This is a genomic window from Streptomyces sp. NPDC005202, assembly GCF_040608235.1.
GTDB lineage: Bacteria > Actinomycetota > Actinomycetes > Streptomycetales > Streptomycetaceae > Streptomyces.
The window spans coordinates 25,219-47,420 of the sequence record NZ_JBEXHW010000023.1 but is presented as its reverse complement, the minus strand read 5'-3'; the positions used below and the strand labels follow the sequence as shown (position 1 = coordinate 47,420).

The 22,202-nt window shown below is 70.8% G+C and carries 22 protein-coding genes and 3 pseudogenes; 13 read left to right on the top strand and 12 right to left on the bottom strand.

The genetic code is table 11. The features are described 5' to 3' along the window. Both ABZV31_RS26945 and ABZV31_RS26940 read right to left on the bottom strand, forming a co-directional pair. A complete protein-coding gene (locus ABZV31_RS26945) occupies positions 1–198 on the bottom strand; it encodes a hypothetical protein (RefSeq protein ID WP_355898711.1) in 198 nt (65 codons plus the stop codon). Continuing rightward, entirely contained in the window at positions 188–607 is a 420-nt protein-coding gene (locus tag ABZV31_RS26940) for a hypothetical protein (protein ID WP_355898857.1), read from the bottom strand. The genes ABZV31_RS26945 and ABZV31_RS26940 overlap by 11 nt, the downstream gene beginning before the upstream one ends. 186 nt (positions 608–793) lie before the next feature. Here ABZV31_RS26940 and ABZV31_RS26935 point away from each other — a divergent pair. Continuing rightward, positions 794–946: pseudogene (locus ABZV31_RS26935) on the top strand (DUF1266 domain-containing protein); the annotation flags it as partial. Here ABZV31_RS26935 and ABZV31_RS26930 read toward each other — a convergent pair. Next, the gene (locus ABZV31_RS26930; protein ID WP_355898708.1) at positions 927–1,448 is read right to left on the bottom strand and encodes an ATP-binding protein; all 522 of its coding nucleotides are present in this window, start codon (positions 1,446–1,448) and stop codon (positions 927–929) included. The pseudogene ABZV31_RS26935 and the gene ABZV31_RS26930 sit on opposite strands and share 20 nt — an antisense overlap. A 253-nt stretch (positions 1,449–1,701) precedes the next feature. On the opposite strand from ABZV31_RS26930, the gene ABZV31_RS26925 reads away from it, so the two are divergent. The 3 genes and pseudogenes from ABZV31_RS26925 (at position 1,702) to ABZV31_RS26915 (ending at position 4,050) form a co-directional block, all read left to right on the top strand. After that, a complete protein-coding gene (locus ABZV31_RS26925; RefSeq protein WP_355898705.1) occupies positions 1,702–2,553 on the top strand; it encodes a helix-turn-helix transcriptional regulator in 852 nt (283 codons plus the stop codon). A gap of 9 nt (positions 2,554–2,562) precedes the next feature. Further along, complete coding sequence (locus ABZV31_RS26920) at positions 2,563–2,754, top strand: hypothetical protein (protein ID WP_355898703.1); 192 nt, start codon at positions 2,563–2,565, stop codon at positions 2,752–2,754. A 238-nt stretch (positions 2,755–2,992) separates the two neighbouring features. Next, positions 2,993–4,050: pseudogene (locus ABZV31_RS26915) on the top strand (M14 family zinc carboxypeptidase). On the opposite strand, the gene ABZV31_RS26910 reads toward ABZV31_RS26915, so the two are convergent. From ABZV31_RS26910 to ABZV31_RS26900, 3 genes are all read right to left on the bottom strand, one after another. Beyond that, positions 4,047–4,667, bottom strand: a complete 621-nt coding sequence (locus tag ABZV31_RS26910) for a hypothetical protein (RefSeq protein WP_355898701.1) — start codon at positions 4,665–4,667, stop codon at positions 4,047–4,049. The pseudogene ABZV31_RS26915 and the gene ABZV31_RS26910 overlap by 4 nt on opposite strands. A 68-nt stretch (positions 4,668–4,735) precedes the next feature. Then, positions 4,736–4,903 carry a hypothetical protein gene (locus tag ABZV31_RS26905; protein ID WP_355898698.1) on the bottom strand — a complete coding sequence of 56 codons (168 nt, stop codon included), beginning with the start codon at positions 4,901–4,903 and terminating at the stop codon, positions 4,736–4,738. A 128-nt stretch (positions 4,904–5,031) separates the two neighbouring features. Beyond that, positions 5,032–5,340 carry a hypothetical protein gene (locus ABZV31_RS26900; RefSeq protein WP_355898695.1) on the bottom strand — a complete coding sequence of 103 codons (309 nt, stop codon included), beginning with the start codon at positions 5,338–5,340 and terminating at the stop codon, positions 5,032–5,034. 319 nt (positions 5,341–5,659) lie between these two features. On the opposite strand from ABZV31_RS26900, the gene ABZV31_RS26895 reads away from it, so the two are divergent. After that, positions 5,660–5,977: a hypothetical protein gene (locus ABZV31_RS26895; RefSeq protein ID WP_355898692.1), complete on the top strand. Its 318-nt coding sequence runs from the start codon at positions 5,660–5,662 to the stop codon at positions 5,975–5,977. A gap of 351 nt (positions 5,978–6,328) precedes the next feature. On the opposite strand, the gene ABZV31_RS26890 is transcribed toward ABZV31_RS26895, so the two are convergent. The 4 genes from ABZV31_RS26890 to ABZV31_RS26875 form a co-directional block, all read right to left on the bottom strand. Beyond that, complete coding sequence (locus ABZV31_RS26890; protein WP_355898689.1) at positions 6,329–7,804, bottom strand: gluconate:H+ symporter; 1,476 nt, start codon at positions 7,802–7,804, stop codon at positions 6,329–6,331. A 128-nt stretch (positions 7,805–7,932) separates the two neighbouring features. Then, a complete protein-coding gene (locus ABZV31_RS26885; protein ID WP_355898686.1) occupies positions 7,933–8,343 on the bottom strand; it encodes a RidA family protein in 411 nt (136 codons plus the stop codon). Next, positions 8,340–9,101 (bottom strand): IclR family transcriptional regulator, encoded by a 762-nt coding sequence (locus tag ABZV31_RS26880; RefSeq protein WP_355898683.1) that lies wholly within the window; start codon positions 9,099–9,101, stop codon positions 8,340–8,342. The genes ABZV31_RS26885 and ABZV31_RS26880 overlap by 4 nt, the downstream gene beginning before the upstream one ends. Further along, the gene (locus tag ABZV31_RS26875) at positions 9,098–10,171 is read right to left on the bottom strand and encodes a sugar kinase (protein ID WP_355898680.1); all 1,074 of its coding nucleotides are present in this window, start codon (positions 10,169–10,171) and stop codon (positions 9,098–9,100) included. The genes ABZV31_RS26880 and ABZV31_RS26875 overlap by 4 nt, the downstream gene beginning before the upstream one ends. 137 nt (positions 10,172–10,308) lie before the next feature. Here ABZV31_RS26875 and ABZV31_RS26870 point away from each other — a divergent pair, with 137 nt between their 5' ends. Then, positions 10,309–11,601, top strand: coding sequence for an amino acid deaminase (locus tag ABZV31_RS26870; RefSeq protein WP_355898677.1), 1,293 nt, complete (start codon positions 10,309–10,311; stop codon positions 11,599–11,601). A gap of 10 nt (positions 11,602–11,611) precedes the next feature. After that, entirely contained in the window at positions 11,612–13,270 is a 1,659-nt protein-coding gene (locus ABZV31_RS26865) for a D-aminoacylase (protein WP_355898674.1), read from the top strand. Positions 13,271–13,297: 27 nt separating this feature from the next. On the opposite strand, the gene ABZV31_RS26860 is transcribed toward ABZV31_RS26865, so the two are convergent. Continuing rightward, positions 13,298–14,137 (bottom strand): serine protease, encoded by an 840-nt coding sequence (locus ABZV31_RS26860; protein ID WP_355898671.1) that lies wholly within the window; start codon positions 14,135–14,137, stop codon positions 13,298–13,300. 734 nt (positions 14,138–14,871) lie between these two features. Between ABZV31_RS26860 and ABZV31_RS26855 the strand changes: the two genes are divergently transcribed. Both ABZV31_RS26855 and ABZV31_RS26850 read left to right on the top strand, forming a co-directional pair. Next, the gene (locus ABZV31_RS26855; protein WP_355898668.1) at positions 14,872–16,083 is read left to right on the top strand and encodes a pyridoxal phosphate-dependent aminotransferase; all 1,212 of its coding nucleotides are present in this window, start codon (positions 14,872–14,874) and stop codon (positions 16,081–16,083) included. Positions 16,084–16,185: 102 nt separating this feature from the next. Then, positions 16,186–16,614, top strand: a complete 429-nt coding sequence (locus ABZV31_RS26850) for a hypothetical protein (protein ID WP_355898665.1) — start codon at positions 16,186–16,188, stop codon at positions 16,612–16,614. 403 nt (positions 16,615–17,017) lie between these two features. On the opposite strand, the gene ABZV31_RS26845 is transcribed toward ABZV31_RS26850, so the two are convergent. Further along, positions 17,018–18,850, bottom strand: a complete 1,833-nt coding sequence (locus ABZV31_RS26845) for a phosphoenolpyruvate carboxykinase (GTP) (protein ID WP_355898662.1) — start codon at positions 18,848–18,850, stop codon at positions 17,018–17,020. 278 nt (positions 18,851–19,128) lie between these two features. On the opposite strand from ABZV31_RS26845, the gene ABZV31_RS26840 reads away from it, so the two are divergent. The 4 genes and pseudogenes from ABZV31_RS26840 (at position 19,129) to ABZV31_RS26825 (ending at position 22,185) form a co-directional block, all read left to right on the top strand. Beyond that, the gene (locus ABZV31_RS26840; protein WP_355898659.1) at positions 19,129–19,842 is read left to right on the top strand and encodes a hemolysin III family protein; all 714 of its coding nucleotides are present in this window, start codon (positions 19,129–19,131) and stop codon (positions 19,840–19,842) included. A 170-nt stretch (positions 19,843–20,012) separates the two neighbouring features. Then, positions 20,013–20,785 (top strand): annotated as a pseudogene (locus tag ABZV31_RS26835) (MFS transporter); the annotation flags it as partial. Further along, positions 20,782–21,420 carry a TetR family transcriptional regulator gene (locus ABZV31_RS26830; RefSeq protein ID WP_355898656.1) on the top strand — a complete coding sequence of 213 codons (639 nt, stop codon included), beginning with the start codon at positions 20,782–20,784 and terminating at the stop codon, positions 21,418–21,420. The pseudogene ABZV31_RS26835 and the gene ABZV31_RS26830, both read left to right, overlap by 4 nt. Before the next feature lie 33 nt (positions 21,421–21,453). After that, the gene (locus ABZV31_RS26825) at positions 21,454–22,185 is read left to right on the top strand and encodes a Mut7-C RNAse domain-containing protein (protein ID WP_355898653.1); all 732 of its coding nucleotides are present in this window, start codon (positions 21,454–21,456) and stop codon (positions 22,183–22,185) included. The last annotated feature ends 17 nt before the right edge of the window (positions 22,186–22,202 follow it).

Below are 22,202 nucleotides of genomic sequence, written 5' to 3'. Positions count from 1 at the left end.
TCAGAAGGACTTGAAGGCCGACGTCAGCCCGTCGTGCCCCAACTCCAGCCCGGACAGGGCGACGTTCTCGAATCCTCGCCCCACGCCGGCGACGCTGTCGATGCCGATCTCTTTGAGCTCACCCAACGTCAGCGTGATGCCCTGGGTGATGAGGTCCAGTCCCTCGGCCTTGATGTCATTGCCCCAGTCACCGCTCACCGCGGTTGCTCCCCTTCTCTTCCACGTCCAACGCCGACTTGTCCGGCACGATCCCCGCCACCGGCGGGAACAGCACGCCGTCGCCGTCACTCCCCACGTCCAGGGCCACCCCGCACGGCACCCCCGTCGCCGGCACGGCGGCATCGAGCAGCCGCGCGCCCAGGACCCGCCGGTACGCCCACTCCCGCGAACCTTCACCCCTCGCGACAGCGAAGCGGGCGAGCGCCGCCTCGTCGGAGAAGGCGTAGATCCACCGGATTCCGCCATAGTCCCCCACGAGGGGTACGTCGTCCTCGTCGAGCGGTACGAGCACGGCCGTACGCCGGAACTCGCCGAGCAGCGCGGCGAACTCGCGGCGCCTGCGAGCGACGTCGTCGTCCTTCGACTCCCGGGCCGGAACTGCCGTGATGAGTTGTGGAGTTGATGGCTCCGCCGTCGACCGTAGCTGCTCCGCCCTCGAGAGAGAGGAAGTAGATGTCGTTCGGGCCGCCACCCGTCGGTTTTGGGCCTCCAGTCTCGCCGAGTTGGGTGCCGCCTACCGAGGTCGAGCAGGCGCTCCTGGAGGCGAAGGGGCGTGGTGACTGGGCGGCGTACTTCCTGGCAGGACTTCTCCGCGGGGTACATCCTCGGCCGGTGTCTGCACTTCGACGACGAGGAGTTCGGGCACTGGTACACGGACGTGCTGGAGGCCCACCGGATCCTCATGTCCGAGCCCGACAGCCCCTGGCTCACCATCCCCTTCCGGTAGGGCTGATGGTGCGCGGTGGGGCGACTGCGCCGTACGTTGCCGTGCCCTCTCTCGGCAGGGTCGCCCACATGCGGGTGCCGCCGCCCGGTTCGTGTGCCTCGCCGAAGCCCCAGGCTCCGTTGCAGGCGCGGCAGACGCAGGCGAGGAGGCGCAGGGCTGCGCGGCGGCGGGTGTCGCAGGCCGTGGCCAGGTTCGGGTGCGTGTGGCGGGGATGGCTGTCGTAGGCGATCAGGCGGAGCGTGCCGGTTCGGTAGCGCAGGCGGAGGTAGTAGTTCGGGGACTCGGTGAACTGGCAGGCCGTTGCCGTCAGTTCGCCCACCGCTTGCAGCGCCGGGTCCAGCATGTCGTGCAGTCCGTGCGCCCTGAGAATCTCCCTGGCCGCCGTTCTGGCGAAGGCCGGGCTCGCGAGTGACGCCGGGAGCGTGAAGCTGTAGGCCAGGGTGTCGGGGGTGGGGGTTGTGCGGTCCCCCGGGTACGTGGGGGTGATCGGGCAGCGGGACATGCGTGTGTCTCCAAGTGTCGGGGGGCGGGCATGGATTCGCGGACTGGTTGCGTGCAGTCGGTGGCTCGTCTCCCTGACGCGGCCCTGCCCCTCCCAGGGAAGGAGATTGCGGGCAGACTCGCGCGATGCACTGCCAACTGCGGTGTGTAGCTTGTGCATAACTGACTGTAGAGCATCGGGGGGTTAAGTTGCCCCGCATTTAGGGGAACCCAAGCACCACGTAGGGTGTCTCTGGCTTGGAGGAAGGAACGGCATGGCCGCGAGGACGTCCCCGACAGAGCGTCAGAAGAGGCTCGGGGCAGAGGTGCGGAAGATGCGCACCGCCGCCGGAATGACAGGCGAACGCGCCGCCGGGCTGCTCGGTGTGGACCGCGGCAAGATCTCCAACATCGAGTCGGGCACGCGCGCCATCAGCCCCGAGCGACTGCGCACGCTGGCCTGCAACTGCGACTGTGACGACGAGGCGTACATCGACGCGCTGGCCGAGATGACCCAACCCGCCGAACGGGGCTGGTGGGAGCGATACCGCGGCACCCTTCCGGCCGGCCTTCTCGACATCGCCGAGCTGGAACACCATGCGGCGCGGATCCGTAGCGTGCACCTGATCCACATGCCTGGGCTCCTGCAGTCCAGCGACTACGCTCAGGCCGTCTTCAAGGCCGCGCTGCCGCCGTTGCCCGAGCACGAGATCGCCCTGCGAGTCGCACACCGTCTGGAGCGCCAGCGGATCCTCGAGGGCGACAGTCCGACCGAATACGTCGGGATAGTCCACGAGGCGGCCCTCCGCATGCAGTTCGGCGGCCGCAAGGTCGCCCGAGCACAGCTGGAACACCTGCTCGCCATGTCAGAGCGCTCTCATGTGGTGCTGCAGGTCATCCCGTTCGACGCGGGATCCTTCCCCGGCGCGGGGCAGACCGTGGTCTACCTGGAGGGGCCCGTGCCGCAACTCGACACGGTCCAGATCGACAGTGCGCACGGTCCGGAATTCCTGTACCAGGAAGCCCAGTTGTCCAAGTACCGCGCCCAACTGGACTGGATGGAGGACCGCGCCCTGTCGCCCGAGGAGTCGTACGCCTTCATCCAGGACATCGCCAGCCAGCTCTGAGGAGACGCCGTGCCCGACATCACCTGGGAAGACCCGTTCTGCGCTGAGGGATCGGCCTGCTTCCGCTTCGGCACCGATCCCCAAGGCAACGCTTACATCGCCATAGCCGGCCAGGAGGAGCGCTACCTCAGCGACACCCGCGAAGCCCTCCGCGCTCTCATCACGGACATCAAGGCGGGCAGGGCCGACCACCTGCTCTGAGCCGCGAGCCGTCGCCGCTTTCCGGTCACTTCCGGGGAGCGGCTCTTTGAGGTCTCTTGACCTGAGCATGCCAGCGCCGCACCATGAGCGCCACACCCGCATGGGCCTTCCCCGCATGGGCCATCCCCGCACGCCGTAAGCGCACGCGCACGTCGCACTGAAGCACCCCCCAGCTCCACTCCGAACTCCGCTCCCCACGTCCGGTGACCCCGGATCCCTGGAGAATCGAGGAGAATTCATGCGACTTCACACCCGCGGCTCAGGCGTCCGCGCCGGCAGACGTTCCGCCGCGTTGTCCGCCCTGCTCGCGCTCGCCCTCGCGGCGCCCGTCTCGGCGACGGCAACCAACAGCGCCACGGCTTCGGCTCTCGCGCAGCCGGCCCCTCCGCCGACGACGTCCGGCAGTACGAGATCCACCAGGGCACCGCCCCCTGACCCGTACGGCCATCCAGCAGACCGGCGTCACCGTGGACGAGGCCGACGAGGAGACCGTGGTCGTCTCCGGACGGGCCGACCAGATCGGGCGGTTACGTCGGCTCGGGTACGACGTCAGCGCCCTGGGCGCCGCCCCCGACCGCTCCGCCGGCTCCGGCGACGTAGGGCTCTACGACTTTCCCTCCGCCGACTCGAAGTACCACAACTACGCGGAGATGACCGGGGAGATCGACCAGCGGCTCGCCGCCTACCCGGCCATCATGAGCAAGCGCGTGATCGGCAAGTCGTACCAGGGGCGGGACATCGTCGCCATCAAGGTCAGCGACAATGTCGCCACCGACGAGAACGAGCCCGAGGTGCTCCTCACCTTCCACCAGCACGCCCGCGAGCACCTCACCGTGGAGATGGCGCTGTACCTGCTGCGCGAGTTCGGCGCCGGATACGGAACCGACTCCCGCATCACCAACCTCGTCAACAGCCGCGAGATCTGGATCGTGCCGGACCTCAACCCGGACGGCGGCGAGTACGACATCGCGACCGGGTCGTACCGCTCGTGGCGCAAGAACCGGCAGCCCAACAGCGGGTCGTCGTACGTCGGTACGGACCTCAACCGCAACTGGAACTACAAGTGGGGCTGCTGCGGCGGCTCTTCGGGGTCCACGTCCTCCGAGACGTACCGGGGATCCGCCCCCGAGTCGGCGCCCGAGGTGAAGGTCGTCGCCGACTTCGCGCGCAGCCGGGTCGTCGGCGGGAAGCAGCAGATCACGGCCGTCGCGGAACCGGGACGCGGTGCTACAGCTTCTGGAGAACGCCGACTGCATGTACCGGTCGATCGGCAAGGAAGCCCAGTACTGCGGTTAGGCCTTGCCCTCGGTGGCCTCGGTGGCCTCGGGCGCCTCGGCCGGCTCTTCCTCGCCGTCCTCGAAGTACGCGTCCAGCACCGCGTCCAGTTGCTCCTCCCACTCCTTGAAGCGGCTCCTGGCCGTCGCCTCGATCTCGATCGGGTACCAGCGGCGGTCAGGGGTGTGCACGGTCACGGTGAACCGCTTGCCGAAGCGCGGGATCTCCGTCTCGACGGCGCCGATCTCGTCCCAGCGGAACTCGCACTCCTGGTCGTCGAGTGCGAGGCGTACGCCCTTGTGGTCGGCGACGATCTTCGCGCGGCGGTCGGACGCCTCGAAGACGGGGCCCCCGGAGGGCTCCTGCTCGTCGGAGGACTCCTCGGCGTCCTCGGGGACCCCGTCCTCGACCGGGGCGTCCTCTGCGGCGACCTTCTCCTCGGCCTTCTCCTCGGCCTTCTCCTCGGCCTTCTCCTCGGCCTTCTCCTCGGCCTTCTCCTCGGCCTCCTCCGACCTGGCCTCCTCCGACCTTGCGTCCTCCTGCTCCGCCGACGCGGGTGAGGTGAGCCCGGGGATGAAGGCCGGGTCGAATCCGGCGCCCTCCAGGGGCTGGCTGCTCGAACCTATACGCTGCTCCACGCCGGAAGTATGGACGACGTACCTGTGCCGGGAACAGCCAGCCCTCCTCTCACCCCGGTTCACCTGAGTCACACCTGCGCCTCCTCGGCGGCGGTGCGGCGGGCATGCTCGTCGGTCCGCCGGTGGCGTACGACGGCCAGCAGCGCGGCGAGCCGCTCGCGCGTCGGCTCCGCGATACGGTCGGCGAACCGGTCCCACCCGGCCGCGGCCGCGGCGAGCACGGCGTATGGATTCACGGTTCCCCCTTGTCGGCTTGCGGGCGTCGCTTGCGGGCGTCGCCCTACGGTTGTGTGGTCAACGGGTGTGGTCCTGAACCCACTTGGCCGACCCCCGCCGCCCCCGACACCTCGACACCGGCCTTCCCCTACGAACGCCGCCCCATCTCGCCCAGCAACCGTTCCACCAGGTCGGCCCGGGCATGGCGGCGCATCACGAGGTGGACGTCCCAGTGAGCGCCGCGGGCCAGTTCCGCCTCGACGGCCGTCCACAGCGCGCCGAAGCTCTCCAGCGGTGGCGGCCCCCCGCGGCCGGCGCCGAGCAGGGGCAGGCAGATGGAGGCGAGCGGCGGGTCGTGGCGCGGGGACTCCTCGGCCAGCAACCGGAACGCCCGGGTGACGGCACGGGTGATGTCGGCCGCCTGGACGTCGTAGTCGTTGGTGCCGGGGCGCGGCACGGCGACGGCCAGGTGGTAGACGCGGCGGATGCCCTGGTCGGCGAGGGCGCCCGCGGAGTGGCGGCGACGGTGCCGGGCAGGGCCGCCCGGCGGGGGGCCCTTTGCGGAGGGCCCACGCCCGGAGTTCGTCGTGGATGTGGTCCTGGACGAGTCCCCCCGTGGGGTCGGTGCGTGCTGCGGCGCAGCGCAGGGTCGCGGCGACCGAGGCCTTGTACGGCGCGGGCAGCGCGAAGTAGGTGTTGGACGGGGAGACGACGACGTCGACGTCCCGCAGCAGGTCAACCGAGTGGACGTGCAGGGTGACGGGGACGGCCCGGTCGTGGACGTAGGGCTTGACGACGCGGTGGGCGGCGGCGAGACGGACGGGCCGCGTGTCTGCCGACGGGAGGCCGGTGCGGGCGGCGATGCCGAGGACCTGCTCCGTGATCTGCCCGAGCACCATCAACTCGTGGTGTTTGCGGAACCGTTCGACGCTGACGCCGTATACCTCGGCGGCCCGTCGGCGCAGGTCGGCGGCGGGCCAGTCACGGGTTCCCTGGGCGAGCCCGAGGCTGTACTCGGCCGCGGTCTGCAGGGTTCCGCCGCCGATCGCGGCGACCGCGTCCCGCAGCAGTCGTTCGACCGCGTGGGCCGGTAACTCGCCCTGTTCACCCGGCCGTTCGCCCGCAATACGGGTGAGTTCGGGGGTGTCGAGCCCGCGCAGCCTGACGACTCCGGCCCGCCGCACCGTCCTCACCTCCGCGAGTACCGCTCCGTGATCGGGCAGGTGAGGGAGCTGCGACATGGGCTCAAGAATCCCATCGTCGCGGCCACCCCCACAAGCCCGATCCGTGCTCCCCCCATCCCATTGGACACGACAAGGCGGTCGCGGGCGGGTCGGTTCCGGGGCGGTTCCCGGTTGCCCGGGTGCGCCCCCGTCCGGTTGCCCGGGTGCGCCCCCGGTCCCCGGCCCCCGCCCCGGGAGGTCCCCGCCCCCGGATCCCGGTCCTTATACGAACACGCTCAGCACCGCCGCCCCCGCGAACCCCGCCACCGACAGCACGCTCTCCAGCACCGTCCACGTCCTCAGGGTGTCCCGCTCGCTGATGCCGAAGTACTTGGCCACCATCCAGAAGCCGCCGTCGTTGACGTGCGAGGCGAAGATGGAGCCGGCGGAGATCGCCATGATGACGAGGGCGACGAAGGCCTGGGAGTGGTGGCCCTCGGTCAGGAGGGGGGCCACGATGCCCGCCGTCGTCACGATCGCGACCGTGGCCGAGCCCTGGGCCACGCGCAGCACCACCGAGATCAGGTACGACAGGACGATCACCGGCAGGCCGACGCCGTTGAAGGTGTCCGACAGGGCCTGCGCGACCCCGCTCGCCTTGAGGACCGCGCCGAAGACGCCGCCCGCGCCGACGACCAGCAGGATGTTGCCGACCGGCTTGAGCGACGCGGTCGAGACGGTCTCCAGGGACTTGCGGGACCAGCCGCGGCGGATGCCGAGCAGGTAGTACGCGAGGAGCAGGGCGATGGTGAGGGCCACGAACGGGTGGCCGAAGAACTCGATGACCGAGCGGCCCGTGGAGGGGTCGAGCGCGATGGACGAGAAGGTGGCGGCGAGGATCAGCACCAGGGGGGTACCGATGATGCCGAGGACCATGCCCAGCGGCACCGGCTTCTCCTGCGGTTCGACGCCGGCCTCGCGCTGCTCGTTGATGACGGCCAGCTTCGCTTCCGCCGCCGCCTCGACCATGTCCTGCGGTACGGGGACGAAGATGCGCTTGCCGATCCAAGCGGAGAACGCCCAGGCGGCGAGCACGGCCGGGATGCCGCAGACGATGCCCATGAGGATGACCCAGCCGAGCTGCACGTGCAGCAGTCCCGCGGCGGCGACCGGGCCGGGGTGCGGCGGCAGGAAGGCGTGCGTCATGGACAGGCCCGCGAGCAGGGGCAGGCAGTAGAGCAGGATCGACTTGCCCGAGCGTTTGGCGGCCGCGTAGACGAGCGGCGCGAGGACGAAGATGCCGACGTCGAAGAAGACGGGAATGCCGAAGATCAGGCCGGTCAGGCCCATGGCGAGGGGCGCCCGCTGTTCGCCGAACAGCCCCAGCAGCCGGGACGCCAGCACCTCGGCGCCGCCGCTGACTTCGAGAATGGCGCCGAGCATTGTGCCCAGCCCGATGATGATCGCGACGTGGCCGAGGATGCCGCCCATGCCGGATTCGATGGTGGAGACGGCGTCCGAGCGCTGGACCGTGCCGAACAGTTCGGTGACCGACAGGCCGGCCAGCAGGCCGACGGCTATGGAGACGGCGAGCAGCGCGACGAACGGCTGGAGTCTCGCCTTGATGATCAGGAACAGCAGGAGCGCTATGCCGAGGGCGGCGACCAGCAGCAGTCCGGCGGTGCCGTGGACGAGGAGGAGCAAGCCACCGGTGTGGGGTGGCGCGGCGGGAGCGGTGGCGGCGAATGGATGGGACATACGGGGGTCCTCTGCGTAAGTACATACAGCTTTCGGGCAGGGGGGATCGCGGCACGGCGCCCCAGGGGATGGGGGGCGCCGTGCCGTGCAGACGTACGGAGTGCGGGGGGTGAGAGACCGTCAGTGGCTCAGCCCAGTACGGCGAGCGCGTCGATCTCGATGAGGAGTCCCGCGGGCAGACCGACGTACACGGTCGTGCGCGCGGCGGGCGGCTGGGTGAGGCCCTGCTCCTCGAAGTAGGCGTTGTAGATCTCGTTCATCTCGGCGAAGTGGTCCACGTCCGTCAGATAGACGCGGATCATCATCACGTCGTCCCAGGTCGCGCCGCCCTCCTCGAGGATCGCCTTGACGTTGGCGAGGGTCTGGAGGGTCTGCTCGCGCAGGGTCGGACCGGCGGGCGTGGGCGGCTTGCCCTCCTCGGCGGGCAGGAAGCCGACCTGGCCGGCGACCTGGAGGACGTTCCCCTTCTTGACGCCGTGCGAGAACTTCGCGGGCGGGGTGGTGTGGGTCTTGGGCGTGAGCGCGATCTTGTCCGTCATTCGGTGTCCTTAGCTGGGGTCCTGCCGGAGTACTCGCCGCTGATGGCGTCCGCGGTACGGCGCACCAGGGGGAGCAGGGTGAGGAGTTCGTCGGCGGTGACGACGACGTTCGGCGCGGAGACCGACATCGCGGCGGCCACCCGGCCGTCGGCACCGCGGATGGGGGCGGCGACGCAGTTGATGGACTCCTCGTGGCCGCCGAGGTCGGTGGCCCAGCCCTGTTCGCGCACCTTCTCCAACTCGCGTAGGAAAGCAGGCGCGTTGGGCGTCGAACGGGCCGTGTACATCGGGTAGTCGAGCTTCTCGGCGACCGCGCGCCGCTCGGCCTCGGGCAGGTCGGCGAGCAGCAGCTTCGCCACCGCCGCGACGGTGATGGCGACGGGCTTGCCGATCCGGGAGTACATGCGCACCGGGTAGCGGCTCTCTACCTTGTCGATGTAGAGGACCTCGTTCTCCTCGTACACCGCGAGGTGGACGGTGTGCCCGCACTGCTCGTTCAGGCGTACGAGGTGGGGGTGGGCGATCTCGCGGATGTCGAGGTTCTCCATCGCCTCCTGGGCGAGGGCGAAGAGGCGGGCGCCGAGGCGGTAGCGCTGGTCGGACTGGCGGTAGACCAGCCCGTGCTCGTGGAGGGTGCGCAGCAGGCGCAGGGCGGTGGACTTGTGGACGCCGAGGCGGTCGGCGACCTGGCCGAGGTCGGCGGGGCCCTCGGCGAGCAGCGGCAGGATGCTCAGCGCGCGGTCGACGGTCTGGCTCATGGCGTGGGTACCTCCTCCTCGGCCCCCTGCACGGTCCGTGTCCAGCCGGGGCCGAGTCGAAGTCTCCCCCACGCTTGGTCGTCGAGGGCGGCCAGGCGGTCGGCGTGGCTCCGGGCGGGGGGTGCGGCGAGGTCGCCGGGGACGGTGAGGGCGGCGGCGGCCATCAGGTGGCCGTGCCGGAGACGGTCGCGTACGGGGAGCCCGCGCAGGGTGGCGGACAGGAATCCGGCGGCGAAGGCGTCGCCGGCGCCGACGGCGGCCACGACGTCGACGTGCAGGGCGCGTACGAACGTGACGGTGCCGTCGGCGTCGCACATCAGCCCCTCGGTGTTCTTGTCGAAGGCCGTCGCCCCGCCCTTGCCCTGCTTGACGACCACGATCTCCGGTTCGGGCAGTGCCTCCCGGATGTCGCGGCCGCCGTGCAGGCCCCAGGCCTCGCGTGCCTCGTCGTCCCCCACGAACACGATGTCCGCCCCGCGCGCCAGTTCCAGCAGCACCCGAGGCCCGTCCGCGTCGCGCCACAGGCCGGGCCGGTGGTTGACGTCGAAGGAGACGAGCGGGCGGCCGGGGTGGGGCGCGGTCAGTTCGCGCACCAGGTCCAGGCACTCCTCGGACAGCGCGGCCGTGATCCCGGACAGGTGCAGGACGCGGCCCGCGCGCACGGCGTCCAGGTCGACGGTGTCCGCCGCCATCGCGGAGGCCGCCGATCCGGCCCGGTAGTACACCACCTCGTGGGCGTCGGTGGCCCGGTCTTCGGCGGTGCGGAAGTAGATGCCGGTCGGGCGCCTCGGGTCCCGGCGTACGGACGACACGTCGACGCCGTACGCCCCGATCGTCTCGACCAGGTGGTCGCCGAAGCCGTCCGCACCGACCCGGCTCACCCACCGCGCGGAGTGCCCGGCGGCCGCCAGCATGCAGGCCACGTTCGACTCCGCACCGCCGATGGTTCTCTCGAAGGACGGGACGTCGGCGAGGCGGCCCGGACGGGAGGGCAGGAACGTGACCATGGACTCGCCGAGTGTCACGACGTCCACGACGTCGGGGGCGGTGGGGTGTCCGTCGGCGGTCACGATGGTCGTAGCTCCTCGTCGGTTGCGCGGGTCCGGCGCTTTCGTTGACCCCGCGTTGGCCGAGATGTTAGACAACGGTAAGCGACATACGCAATGAGCGTTGCAAGCAGTGCAACGCACTCGATCAGGGAGGCTCCATGGCCGACGCAACCCCCGTCGATCCCTCCGCAGCGCTCGCCCGCCTGGCCGAGGAACGCGTCGACCACCGCTTCAAGGGCCTCCCGCCGGACGCGGACGGTCTGACCGTCGGCGAGCTGGCCGCCCAGCGCCGCAACCTCTTCACCGACGGCTTCGCCACGCCCGTGCTCGTCCTCTCCGCGGAGCGCCTGGAGCACAACCTGAAGCTCATGGAGACGTACGCCGCCCGCCACGGCCTCGCCTTCGCGCCGCACGGCAAGACCTCCATGGCCCCACAGCTCTTCCACCGCCAGCTCGAGCACGGCGCCTGGGGCATCACGCTCGCGGTGCCGCACCAGGTGCGCGTGGCGCGGGCGTTCGGCATCCAGCGGGTGTTCCTGGCCAACGAGCTGGTGGACGCGGCAGCCCTGCGCTGGATCGCCGCGGAACTCGCCGCCGACCCGTCCTTCCGGTTCGTCTGTTACGTCGACTCCGTGCGCGGGGTGGAGCTGATGGACGCGGCGCTGCGGGGGGCCGCCCGACCGGTCGACGTGGTCGTCGAGCTGGGCGCGGGCGAGGACGCGCGTACCGGGGTCCGTACGGAGACGGAGTGCGCGGCGGTCGCGGAGGCGGTGGCGCACGCGGGAACGCTGCGTCTGGTCGGTGTCGCGGGATACGAGGGCGAGGTCCCGCAGGCGGACCCGGAGCGGGTGCGGGCGTGGCTGCGTCGGCTCGTCTCCCTCGCCGTGGACTTCGACAAGGCGGGGCGCTTCTCCGGCACGGGCCTCGACGAGATCGTGGTCAGCGCGGGCGGCAGCGCCTGGTTCGACGCGGTGGCCGACGTCTTCGCCGAGATCCCCGAACTCTCCCTGCCGGTGCTGAAGTTGCTGCGCTCGGGCGCGTACGTCTCGCACGACGACGGCCACTACCGCAAGGTAACCCCCTTCACCCGCATCCCGGAGGAGGGCGCCCTGCACCCCGCCTTCCGCCTCTGGACGCAGGTCGTCTCCCGCCCCTCCGCCGAACAGGCCTTCGTCAACGCCGGCAAGCGGGACGCGGCCTACGATCTCGACCTCCCCTTCGCCCAGGTCGTGCGCCGGGACGGCATCGAACGCCCCGCCGCGGGTATCTCGGTCAACGCCCTGTCCGACCAGCACGCCTGGCTGCGCACGACGCCGGAGGCGGATCTGGAGGTCGGCGACTGGCTCGGCCTGGGGCTGTCCCACCCGTGCACGTCCTTCGACAAGTGGCCGCTGATCCCGGTGGCGGAGGCGGACGGCACGGTCGTCGACTACATCCGCACGTTCTTCTAGGAGGCGCCCCATGGATCCGGTGGATCTCGCCGATCTCGCCGATCTCGCCGACCTCGTCATCCGTGACGCGGACGTCGTCGACGGCACCGGCGCCCCCTCCTACCGCGCCGATGTGGCCGTCAGGGGCGGCAGGATCGTCTCGATCGTCAAGGAGGCCGCGGCGGCGGGCTGCCAGCGCCCGCGGGCCACGAGGGAGCTGGATGCCGAGGGCCTGGTCCTCTCCCCCGGCTTCATCGACATGCACGCCCACAGCGACCTCGCCCTCCTGCGCGACCCGGACCACAGCGCGAAGGCCGCGCAGGGCGTCACCCTCGAGGTCATCGGGCAGGACGGGCTGTCCTACGCGCCGGTCGACGACCGCACACTCGAGGAGGTGCGCCGCGCGATCACCGGCTGGAACGGCTACGGCGACGACATCGACTTCACCTGGCGGACGGTCGGCGAGTACCTCGACCGGCTCGACCACGGCTTCGACGGCGAGGGCATCGCGGTCAACGCCGCCTACCTCGTCCCGCAGGGCACGGTCCGCGCGCTCGCCGTCGGCTGGGAGGACCGCGAGGCGACGCCCGAAGAGCTGGACCGGATGCGGCAGCTGGTCGCCGAGGGCATGGAGCAGGGCGCCGTCGGCATGTCGTCGGGGCTCACCTACCCGCCCGGGATGTACGCCGAGGACGCCGAACTGACCGAGCTGTGCCGGGTGGTGGCCGCCTACGGCGGCTACTACTGCCCTCACCACCGTTCGTACGGTGCCGGGGCGCTGGAGGCGTACGAGGAGATGGTGGCCCTGACCCGCGAGGCCGGCTGCCCGCTGCACCTCGCGCACGCCACCATGAACTTCGGCCCGAACAGGGGCCGGGCGCCCGAGCTGCTGGCGCTGCTGGACGACGCGCTCGCCGCCGGGGCCGACATCACCTTCGACACCTACCCCTACACCCCCGGCTGCACCACCCTCGTCGCGCTGCTGCCGAGCTGGGCGAGCGAGGGCGGCCCGGAGGAGATCCTCAAGCGGCTCACGGACCTGGAGACCGCCGAGCGGATCCGCCACCACCTGGAGGTCACCGGCTCGGACGGCTGCCACGGCGTGCCCGTGGAGTGGGACACGATCGAGATCTCCGGCGTCACCGACCCGGCGCTCGCCGAGTACGTCGGCCGTACGGTGCAGGAGTCGGCGGACCGCCGCGGCGAGACCCCGTGGACCACCGCCCGCCGTCTGCTGGTCGAGGACCGGCTCGGCTCGACGATCCTGCAGCACGTGGGCCACGAGGAGAACGTCCGGGCGATCATGCGCCACCGCGTCCACACCGGCGGCTCCGACGGCATCCTCCAGGGCACCAAGCCGCACCCGCGTGCCTACGGCACCTTCCCGCAGTACCTGGGCCGGTACGTACGGGAGCTGGGCGTGCTGTCGCTGGAGGAGTGCGTCGCGCACCTCACCGGGCGCCCCGCGGCCCGGCTGCGCCTGCCGGACCGCGGCCTGGTCCGCGAGGGGCACCGGGCCGACCTGGTCCTCTTCGACCCGGCCACGGTCGCGCCCGGCGCCACCTTCGCGCAGCCGCGCGCCCTGCCGACCGGCATCCCGTACGTCCTGATCGACGGCCGGTTCGTGATCGAGGACGGGCGGCGGACGGACGTGCTGGCGGGGCGGGCGGTCCGCCGTACTCCGGTGTGACCGCCCGCCGTCACCGGCTTGCGGGGACTACGGCTTGGGCAGGGTGCAGCCGCTCGCGCTCAGGTTCAGCTTGTTGCCGGTGCCGAAGCAGGCGGGGATCTGGTAGGTCTCCTCGGCGTAGTTGATGCCCTGCCGGACGGTGACGTTGCCGCTCGCGTCGACCTCGCAGGGGTTGTTCACGGTGCAGCGCTCGCCGTCCTCGTTGCCGGTGTTGTTGACGGCGACGACCTTGCCGGTGGTCGCGTCGACGACCGGCGAGCCCGAGGTGCCGCCGATGGTGTCGCAGGCGGAGGTGTAGCGGACCGAGTCCTTCCAGGTCCAGTCGCCCTCCTTCAGCCGGTACACGAAGCCGTCGATGTTGCAGCTGTAGATCCGCTTCCAGTAGCCGGAGACGACCTTGATGGCGGTGCTGGCGACCGGGTGCGTGTCGTTCACGGTCAGCGCGCTGATGCCGTAGGAGCTCTTGATCTGCGCGTAGGTGAGGGTGAGCTGGTAGATCGTGACGTCCGTGTCGGTCATGGTCGAGTAGGCGACCTTGCTCGCGCGGAGCGTCGCGACCCGGGTGCCGGCCGAGTCGAGCAGGCCGAAGGAGCGGCTGGAGGCCTGGTCGACGATGACCTCGCCGGGTGACGGGAAGCCGGTCTCCAGGCAGTGGCCGTTGGTGAGCACGAGCGCCGGGTCGCTGTCCGCGGAGCTGGGTAAGCGGACGACCGAGCCGGAGCAGTTGCTGAGCGCCACGGTGCCGGCGAAGTCGACGGCCTTGACCGCGGGTGCCGCGCTCGTCGTCCGGGTGGCCGCGGCCGCGGGTGCCATGCCGGCCCCGGTGATCACCAGGGCCGCGAGCGTGGCAAGGAGAGGCTTGCTCATGTGGGGGTCCCCTCTTCAGACGTGAGCGACCGGAGATCTTCCGGTCGCCTGTCTTGTCATGCGCATTGTGATGGGGCCGAGGGGGTGGCCACAAGGAGCTGTATGCGGTCCGAGGGATACGGATGGTCCGTCAACTGACCGGGACAGGCGCTCACTTGGCACCTTGGCGGCACCCCTCCCGTGTCCCCTGCCGCCGGAGTCGCCCGGGGCCGACGCCCCCGCGGTGGAGGTGGGCGCGGAGGCGGCAGCCGTGGTGGTGGGGGCGGAGACGGAGGACCCCGAGCCGGAGACCCACGCGACCGGGGCGGCGAGGACACGACCCCGACCGCCCCGGCGGCGACCGCCATGCGGCGCGGCCGCCGGCCGCTCTCCTCGTCTTCCTCCGCGCGCACCGGCCGCCGTTCGCCGCCCGCGACCCCGGCGTACGGCACCGGGGGCAGCCCGCGCGTCCCGTCGTACGCGTTCTGCCACTCATGGGCGGCCGCCGGCTCGGCGACTCCCCGTACGCCGTACGCCGGGGTGAGCGCGGCCTGCGGGTGGTACACGTTCGGCGGAAACCGACGTTCGCCGCCACCGAGCCCCGGCTCCGCACCGGCATCGCCGGACAGGGCCGGGAATTCCAGGGACGTCAGAGGCCGGCGAGACAGCTACCGGCGACAACAGCCCACACCGACGCGTCTCACGTGGTGGAAAACACGGCCCACGGTGCGTTACCCGGTCGTAAGCTCCCTGACATGCAGGTGATCCAGTCGACCAAGCTCGCCAACGTCTGTTACGAGATCCGGGGCCCGGTACTCGAGGAGGCGATGCGGCTTGAGGCGGCTGGCCATCGGATCCTCAAGCTGAACACCGGCAACCCGGCCGCGTTCGGCTTCGAGTGTCCGCCCGAGATCCTGGAGGACATCCTCCGCAACGTGTCGTCGGCGCACGGCTACGGCGACGCGAAGGGCCTGCTGGCCGCGCGCCGCGCGGTCGTCATGCACAACCAGACCCTCGGCATCGAGACGGACGTCGAGCACGTCTTCATCGGCAACGGCGTCTCCGAACTGATCGTGATGGCGATGCAGGGCCTGCTGGACGACGGGGACGAGGTACTCGTACCGGCGCCGGACTACCCGCTGTGGACCGCCGCCGTGTCCCTGTCCGGCGGCACCGCCGTCCACTACCGCTGCGACGAGCAGTCCGACTGGATGCCCGACCTCGCCGACGTCGAGCGCAAGGTCACCGACCGCACCAAGGCGATCGTCATCATCAACCCGAACAACCCGACGGGCGCGGTCTACGACGAGGCCGTGCTCAAGGGCCTGACCGACATCGCCCGCCGGCACAACCTGCTGGTCTGCTCCGACGAGATCTACGACAAGATCCTGTACGACGGCGCCACGCACACGCCGACCGCCGCGGTCGCCCCCGATCTGCTGACGCTGACGTTCAACGGGATGTCGAAGGCCTACCGGGTGGCGGGCTACCGGGTCGGCTGGATGTCGATCTCCGGGCCGCGCGCGCACGCCGACTCCTACATCGAGGGCCTGACGATCCTGGCGAACATGCGCCTGTGCGCGAACATGCCGGGCCAGCACGGTGTCGTCGCCGCGCTCAGCGGGCGGCAGACCATCAACGACCTGGTGCTGCCCGGCGGGCGGCTGAAGGAGCAGATGGACGTCGCCTACGACCTGCTCACCCAGATCCCGGGCGTGACGTGCGTACGGCCGAAGGGTGCGCTGTACCTCTTCCCGCGCCTCGACCCCAAGGTCTTCAAGATCAAGGACGACCGGCAGATGGTCCTGGACCTGCTGCGCCGCGAGAAGATCATGGTCGTCCAGGGCACGGGCTTCAACTGGCCCGAGCCGGACCACTTCCGGGTGGTCACCCTGCCGACGGTCGGGGACCTGCGGGACGCGATGGGGCGGATCGGGAACTTCCTGGACGGCTACAGCCAGCCCTGACGCTCACCCTGGGTGGCCGTACGGTCCGGTTCCGCGAACCGAAGCAACTTTAGACAGCTTCTAAGCTAGGATGGTTTCTGTCAGAGCACAGGAGGCCATCCCATGTACGAGCCGATCCGCACCAAGTCGGTCCACAGCACGATGGCCGGCACCCCCTCCGACTTCCCCCACCGCTCCCGCGAGGAGGAGCTGGACATCCAGCTCGCGGGCCATCTCGCCGCGCTGCTCGCCGTCACGGACGAGCTGCGCGCGCTGGCCCCGTCCGCCGACCTGGACGCCGCGGCCGAGCGGCTCGCCGAGCAGGTGACCCGGCTGCGGGGAGGTTGTGCCCCGGTCCGTGCATCGGTGGCCACCGTCCGGGAGCCGTCGGCTCTGCACCAGCGAGCGCACGCGCTCGCCGGGCGCGCACTCGTGGTCGCCGCGTCCCGGGCGGACACGGCGGCGGCGATTCTGGCGGCCGAGCGGATGGACGCGCACGCCGCCGCTGCCGCGCAGGGTGAGCCGCAGGAGTTGAGCGGCGCCGCCCATTAGCCCTCCGCCGAGGGTTCCCTGAACGGCCCCGGTCCGCGTGCACCCGCAGCGACGCGCGGACCGGGCGCCATGGCACTGCGCCGGCTTGGCCGTTGTCCTGTGTGGCCGTTTGCTGTGCGGCTGCGGGGCAGTGGTGTGGGTACGGGGTGTGGGTGCGGCGGCTGCCTTGTGTTGCGCACGGTTCGGCACCGCCGGGCTGCGTCATGGGGGTTGCTCGCCGTTGCGGCCGGGAAAGAGGGAGCGGTCGTCACGGACGCCCCGAAGGGACCCGTCGCGGACGCCGAAGAGGCCGGTCGCGCACGCCGTTGTGCGCGACCGGCCTCTTGCGGGTCGTCACCGCGGCCGGCCGTGGCGACGTCGCAGGTCAGGGCAAGTCGGGCCGGCCGCGGAGCTCGGGCGGGCGTCAGCCCAGGCGCTCGACCAGGGCGCGGTACTCGTCCCACAGCTCCTTGGGCGTGTGGTCGCCGAAGGTGTTCAGATGCTCGGGGATGAGTGCCGCCTCCTCGCGCCACACGTCCTTGTCGACGGTGAGGAGGAAGTCGAGGTCGGACTCCGACAGTTCCAGGCCGTTGGTGTCCAGGGCCTCCCTGGTCGGCAGGATGCCGATCGGGGTCTCGACGCCCTCGGCCTTGCCCCCGAGGCGCTCGACGATCCACTTCAGGACGCGGCTGTTCTCGCCGAAGCCCGGCCAGACGAACTTGCCCTCGTCGTTCTTGCGGAACCAGTTGACGTAGTAGATCTTCGGCAGCTTGGACTGGTCCTTGTCCTTGGCGACCTCGATCCAGTGGGCCATGTAGTCGCCCATGTTGTAGCCGCAGAACGGCAGCATCGCGAACGGGTCGCGGCGCAGCTCGCCGACCTTGCCCTCGGCGGCGGCGGTCTTCTCGGAGGCGACGTTCGCGCCGAGGAAGACGCCGTGGTTCCAGTTGAAGGACTCCGTCACCAGCGGAACCGCGGTGGCGCGGCGGCCGCCGAAGAGGATCGCCGAGATCGGCACGCCCTTCGGGTCCTCCCACTCGGGCGCGATGATCGGGCACTGCGAGGCGGGGACGGTGAAGCGGGCGTTGGGGTGGGCCGCCGGGGTCTCGGACTCCGGCGTCCAGTCGTTGCCCCTCCAGTCGGTGAGGTGGGCGGGCGGCTCCTGGGTCATGCCCTCCCACCACACGTCGCCGTCGTCGGTGAGGGCGACGTTGGTGAAGACCGCGTTGCCCCACAGCGTCTTCATCGCGTTGGCGTTGGTGTGCTCGCCGGTGCCGGGCGCGACGCCGAAGAAGCCGGCCTCGGGGTTGATCGCGTACAGGCGGCCGTCCTCGCCGAACCGCATCCAGGCGATGTCGTCGCCGATGGTCTCGACGGTCCAGCCGGAGATCGTCGGCTCCAGCATGGCGAGGTTCGTCTTGCCGCAGGCGCTCGGGAAGGCCGCGGCGACGTACTTCGACTCGCCCTGCGGCGGGGTCAGCTTCAGGATCAGCATGTGCTCGGCCAGCCAGCCCTCGTCGCGCGCCATGACGGAGGCGATGCGCAGGGCGTAGCACTTCTTGCCGAGCAGGGCGTTGCCGCCGTAGCCGGAGCCGTAGGACCAGATCTCGCGGGTCTCGGGGAAGTGCGAAATGTACTTGGTGGAGTTGCACGGCCACGGCACGTCCTGCTGGCCGGGCTCCAGCGGGGCGCCGAGGGTGTGGACGGCCCTGACGAAGAAGCCGCTGTCGCCGAGCTCGTCCAGGACGGCCTTGCCCATGCGGGTCATCGTGCGCATGGACACGGCGACGTACGCGGAGTCGGTGATCTCGACACCGATCGCGGACAGCGGGGAACCGAGCGGGCCCATGCAGAACGGGACGACGTACATCGTGCGGCCCTTCATGGAGCCGCGGAATATGCCACCCTTGCCCTCCGTGCCCTGGAAGATCTCCCGCATCTCGGCGGGCGCCTTCCAGTTGTTGGTGGGGCCGGCGTCCTCCTCCTTCTCGGAGCAGATGAAGGTCCGGTCCTCGACGCGCGCGACGTCGGTCGGGTCGGAGGCCGCGTAGTAGGAGTTGGGGCGCTTGATCGGGTCGAGTTTCTTGAAGGTGCCCTTCTCGACGAGCTCCTCGCACAGTCGCTCGTACTCGGCCTCGGATCCGTCACACCAGACCACGTTGTCCGGCTGCGTCAGTTCAGCGATCTCGTTCACCCACGAGATCAGTTCCTGATGGTTGGTGGGGATGACGGGGGGAGCCGCGATGTCGCGCGCCACGGTTGCTCCTAAAAGAGGGATTTTATCCTTGTTGCCCCGTGGGGGCTGCGACCCGGATGCTTCGTAGCCGCTCATCCGGTGTCGACCGCACTCATTTGATCATCTGATGATAGTGCGCATCTGTCCAGAGCGCCTCACAGGTGAGCGACGTGAGGAATGCCACGGTTTCCGCGACTCTTTGCGGCACGTGGGGTTCAGCTGAAGGTCTTTTTGTGTTCCGGCCGGCCACGGCACGGCACTGACCCCCGACTTACGGGGGCGTAGGTACCATGCCCCGCATGACTGCGTCCGCCTCCGACGCGCCTCAGGACTCCCCGGCCGCCGGCCGCGGTCCGGTCGCGCTCTCCCTGCCGCATCCGGTCAAGCCCAAGCTCCGCGGCTGGCTGCACCTCGGCATGTTCCCGGCCGTACTCATCGCGGGACTGGTGCTCACCGCCCTCGCCGACTCGACCCGCGGGAGAATCGCCTGCGGGATCTACGCCCTGACCGCCTGCCTGCTGTTCGGCGTCAGCGCGCTGTACCACCGGGGCAACTGGGGCCCCCGCATGGACGGCGTGCTGCGCCGCCTCGACCACGCGAACATCTTCCTGATCATCGCCGGCACCTACACGCCGCTGACACTGCTGCTCCTGCCCGGCGCCCAGGGGCAGTGGCTACTGTGGGGCATCTGGGCCGCGGCAGCCGCGGGCATCGTCTTCCGCGTCTTCTGGGTCGGCGCCCCGCGCTGGCTCTACACCCCCTGCTACCTCGCGATGGGCTGGGCGGCCGTCTTCTACCTGCCGGACTTCCTGCGCAACGGCGGCATCGCCGTGCTGGTCCTGGTGGTCACGGGCGGCCTCCTGTACAGCGCGGGCGGCGTGGTCTACGGCATCAAGCGACCGAACCCGTCACCGCGCTGGTTCGGCTTCCACGAGGTGTTCCACTCCTTCACCCTCGCCGCCTTCGTCGTGCACTACATCGGCATCTCGCTGGTGGCGTACCAGCACGCGTAATCCCGTCCTCCCCGATGGCCACGGCTCCAGGAGCCGTGGCCATTTTTCTATGCCGCTAGTCGCTCTGATTGACAGTGTCTCGATTTTGAGAGCTACTTTCATTTCATGCCTACTGTCACTCACAGCGAAGACGTGCGGCGCGATCCCCGCCGCTGGTGGGCCCTGGCCGGCGCGGCTTCCTCTCAACACGGTCGCCGCGACCCTGGTGATGTTCGTCCTGTCCGGCCTGATGTTCGTGCTGCCGCCGTATCTGCAGGCCGTCCTCGGCCACGACGCCTTCGGCACCGGCCTGCGGCTGCTGCCCATGATGGGCGGGCTGATGGTCGCCGCGAAGGGCGCACAGCCGGTCGTCGCCCAGTTCGGGGCGCGGGCCGTGGTCAGCGCGGGCCTGGTGGTGCTCGCCTTCGCCGCGCTGCTGGGCAGCCGTACGACGGTGGACTCCGGCTACGGCTTCACCGCGCTGTGGCTGTCGATCGCCGGCCTCGGCCTCGGCTTCTCCGTCGTCCCGGCGATGGACGGGGCGCTCGCCGCCCTGCCCGCCGACCGCGCCGGCAGCGGCTCCGGGCTGCTGATGACGCTGCGCCAGGTCGGCGGCGCCGTCGGCATCGCCCTGCTCGGCAGCCTGCCGGCGGGCGCCTTCCGCGACCGGCTCGACGTCACCGGGCTGCCCGCGCAGGCGGCGCACACCGCCAGGGAGTCCGTGGTCGCCGCACACCTCGTCGCCCAGAAGGCGGGCTCTGCGCACCTGGCGGCCTCCGCGGACGGCGCGTACGTGCACGGCATGGGCCTGGTACTGCTGGTCTGCGGCATCGCATCGCTGGTGGCGGCACTGCTGGCGGCCGCGTTCCTGCCGGGCACCGCGGCGGCCGTAGGGAACGAGCCGCGGAAGACCCCGGCGGGGGACCGGGCCATGGTCGCCCCCGGGGCGGATGCCGGACAATGACCGTCATGACGGCCGCACGCACCACCACCCCCGCCGACCGCCCCCAGTTGGGACTCCGCGAGCGGAAGAAGATCAAGACCCGCGAGGCGATCCGCAGGGCGACGTACGCGCTGATCGAGGAGCAGGGGTACGACGCCACGACGATCGAGCAGATCGCCGACCGGGCCGAGGTGTCGCCGTCGACCGTCTTCCGGTACTTCCCGACCAAGGAGGACATCGTCCTCACGGACGAGTACGACGCCGTCCTCTTGGAGGAGCTGCGCGCCCGGCCCGCGGACGAGCCGTGGCCGGACTCCCTGCGGCACGTGATGCACCGGGCGGTCCGGATGGGCGTCATGGAGGACGTCGAGGTGTCCCGGCTGCGGACCCGGTTGATGGTCGAGGTCCCCGCGGTGCGCTCACGGATGATGGAGAGCATGTCGTCCACGGGCCGCATGCTGTGCCAGGCCATCGGCGAGCGCACCGGCCGGGATCCCGACAGCCTGGAGGTCAGGGTCTACGCGATGTCGCTGATCGGCGGCCTGATGGAGACCTCCCTGTACTGGGCCGAGCGCGGCCACCGGGACGACTTCGAGGACCTCGTGGACCGCACTTTGGACGTCCTGGAACACGGCCTGCCCAACGAAAATCCCTGAGGTGGCGGCCCTCCCCCGTGCCATCCTGGCCGGGTGAACGGTACCGAGATCCACGTCGAGTTCGCCCCCAGCCTGCGCCTGTTCGTCCCGCACACCCGACGCGGGGGCGCCACCCCGGTCGTCACCGACGGCGTCTCCACGCTCGGCCACGTCGTCGAGTCCCTCGGCGTCCCGCTGACCGAGGTGGGCGCCCTGGTGGTGGACGGCCGCGAGGTGCCGGTGTCGCACGTCCCGGCGCCGGGCGAGACGGTGAGCGTGCGGGCGGTCGAGCGGCCCCAGCAGGTCCCCGGCGCTCCCCTGCGCTTCCTCCTCGACGTCCACCTCGGCACGCTGGCCCGCCGGCTGCGCCTGCTGGGCGTCGACACGGCGTACGAGTCGACGGACATCGGCGACCCGGCGCTGGCCGCCCGCTCGGCGGCCGAGAAGCGGGTCATGCTCAGCCGCGACCGGGGCCTGCTCCGCCGCCGCGAACTCTGGGCGGGCGCCTTCGTCTACAGCACCCGTCCCGAGGACCAGCTCCGCGACGTCCTCGACCGCTTCCGCCCCGAGCTTTGCCCCTGGACCCGCTGCACCGCCTGCAACGGCCTGCTGAAGGAGGCCACGAAGGAGGAGGTGGCGCACCAGCTGAAGCACGGCACCCACCGCTCGTACGACGTCTTCGCCCAGTGCCGCGCCTGCGGCCGCGCCTACTGGAAGGGCGCCCACCACGACCAGCTGGAGGCGATCGTGGAGCGCGCCCTCGCCGAGTACGCCGACCTGAGCTGACGCCTCCTCACATCCCC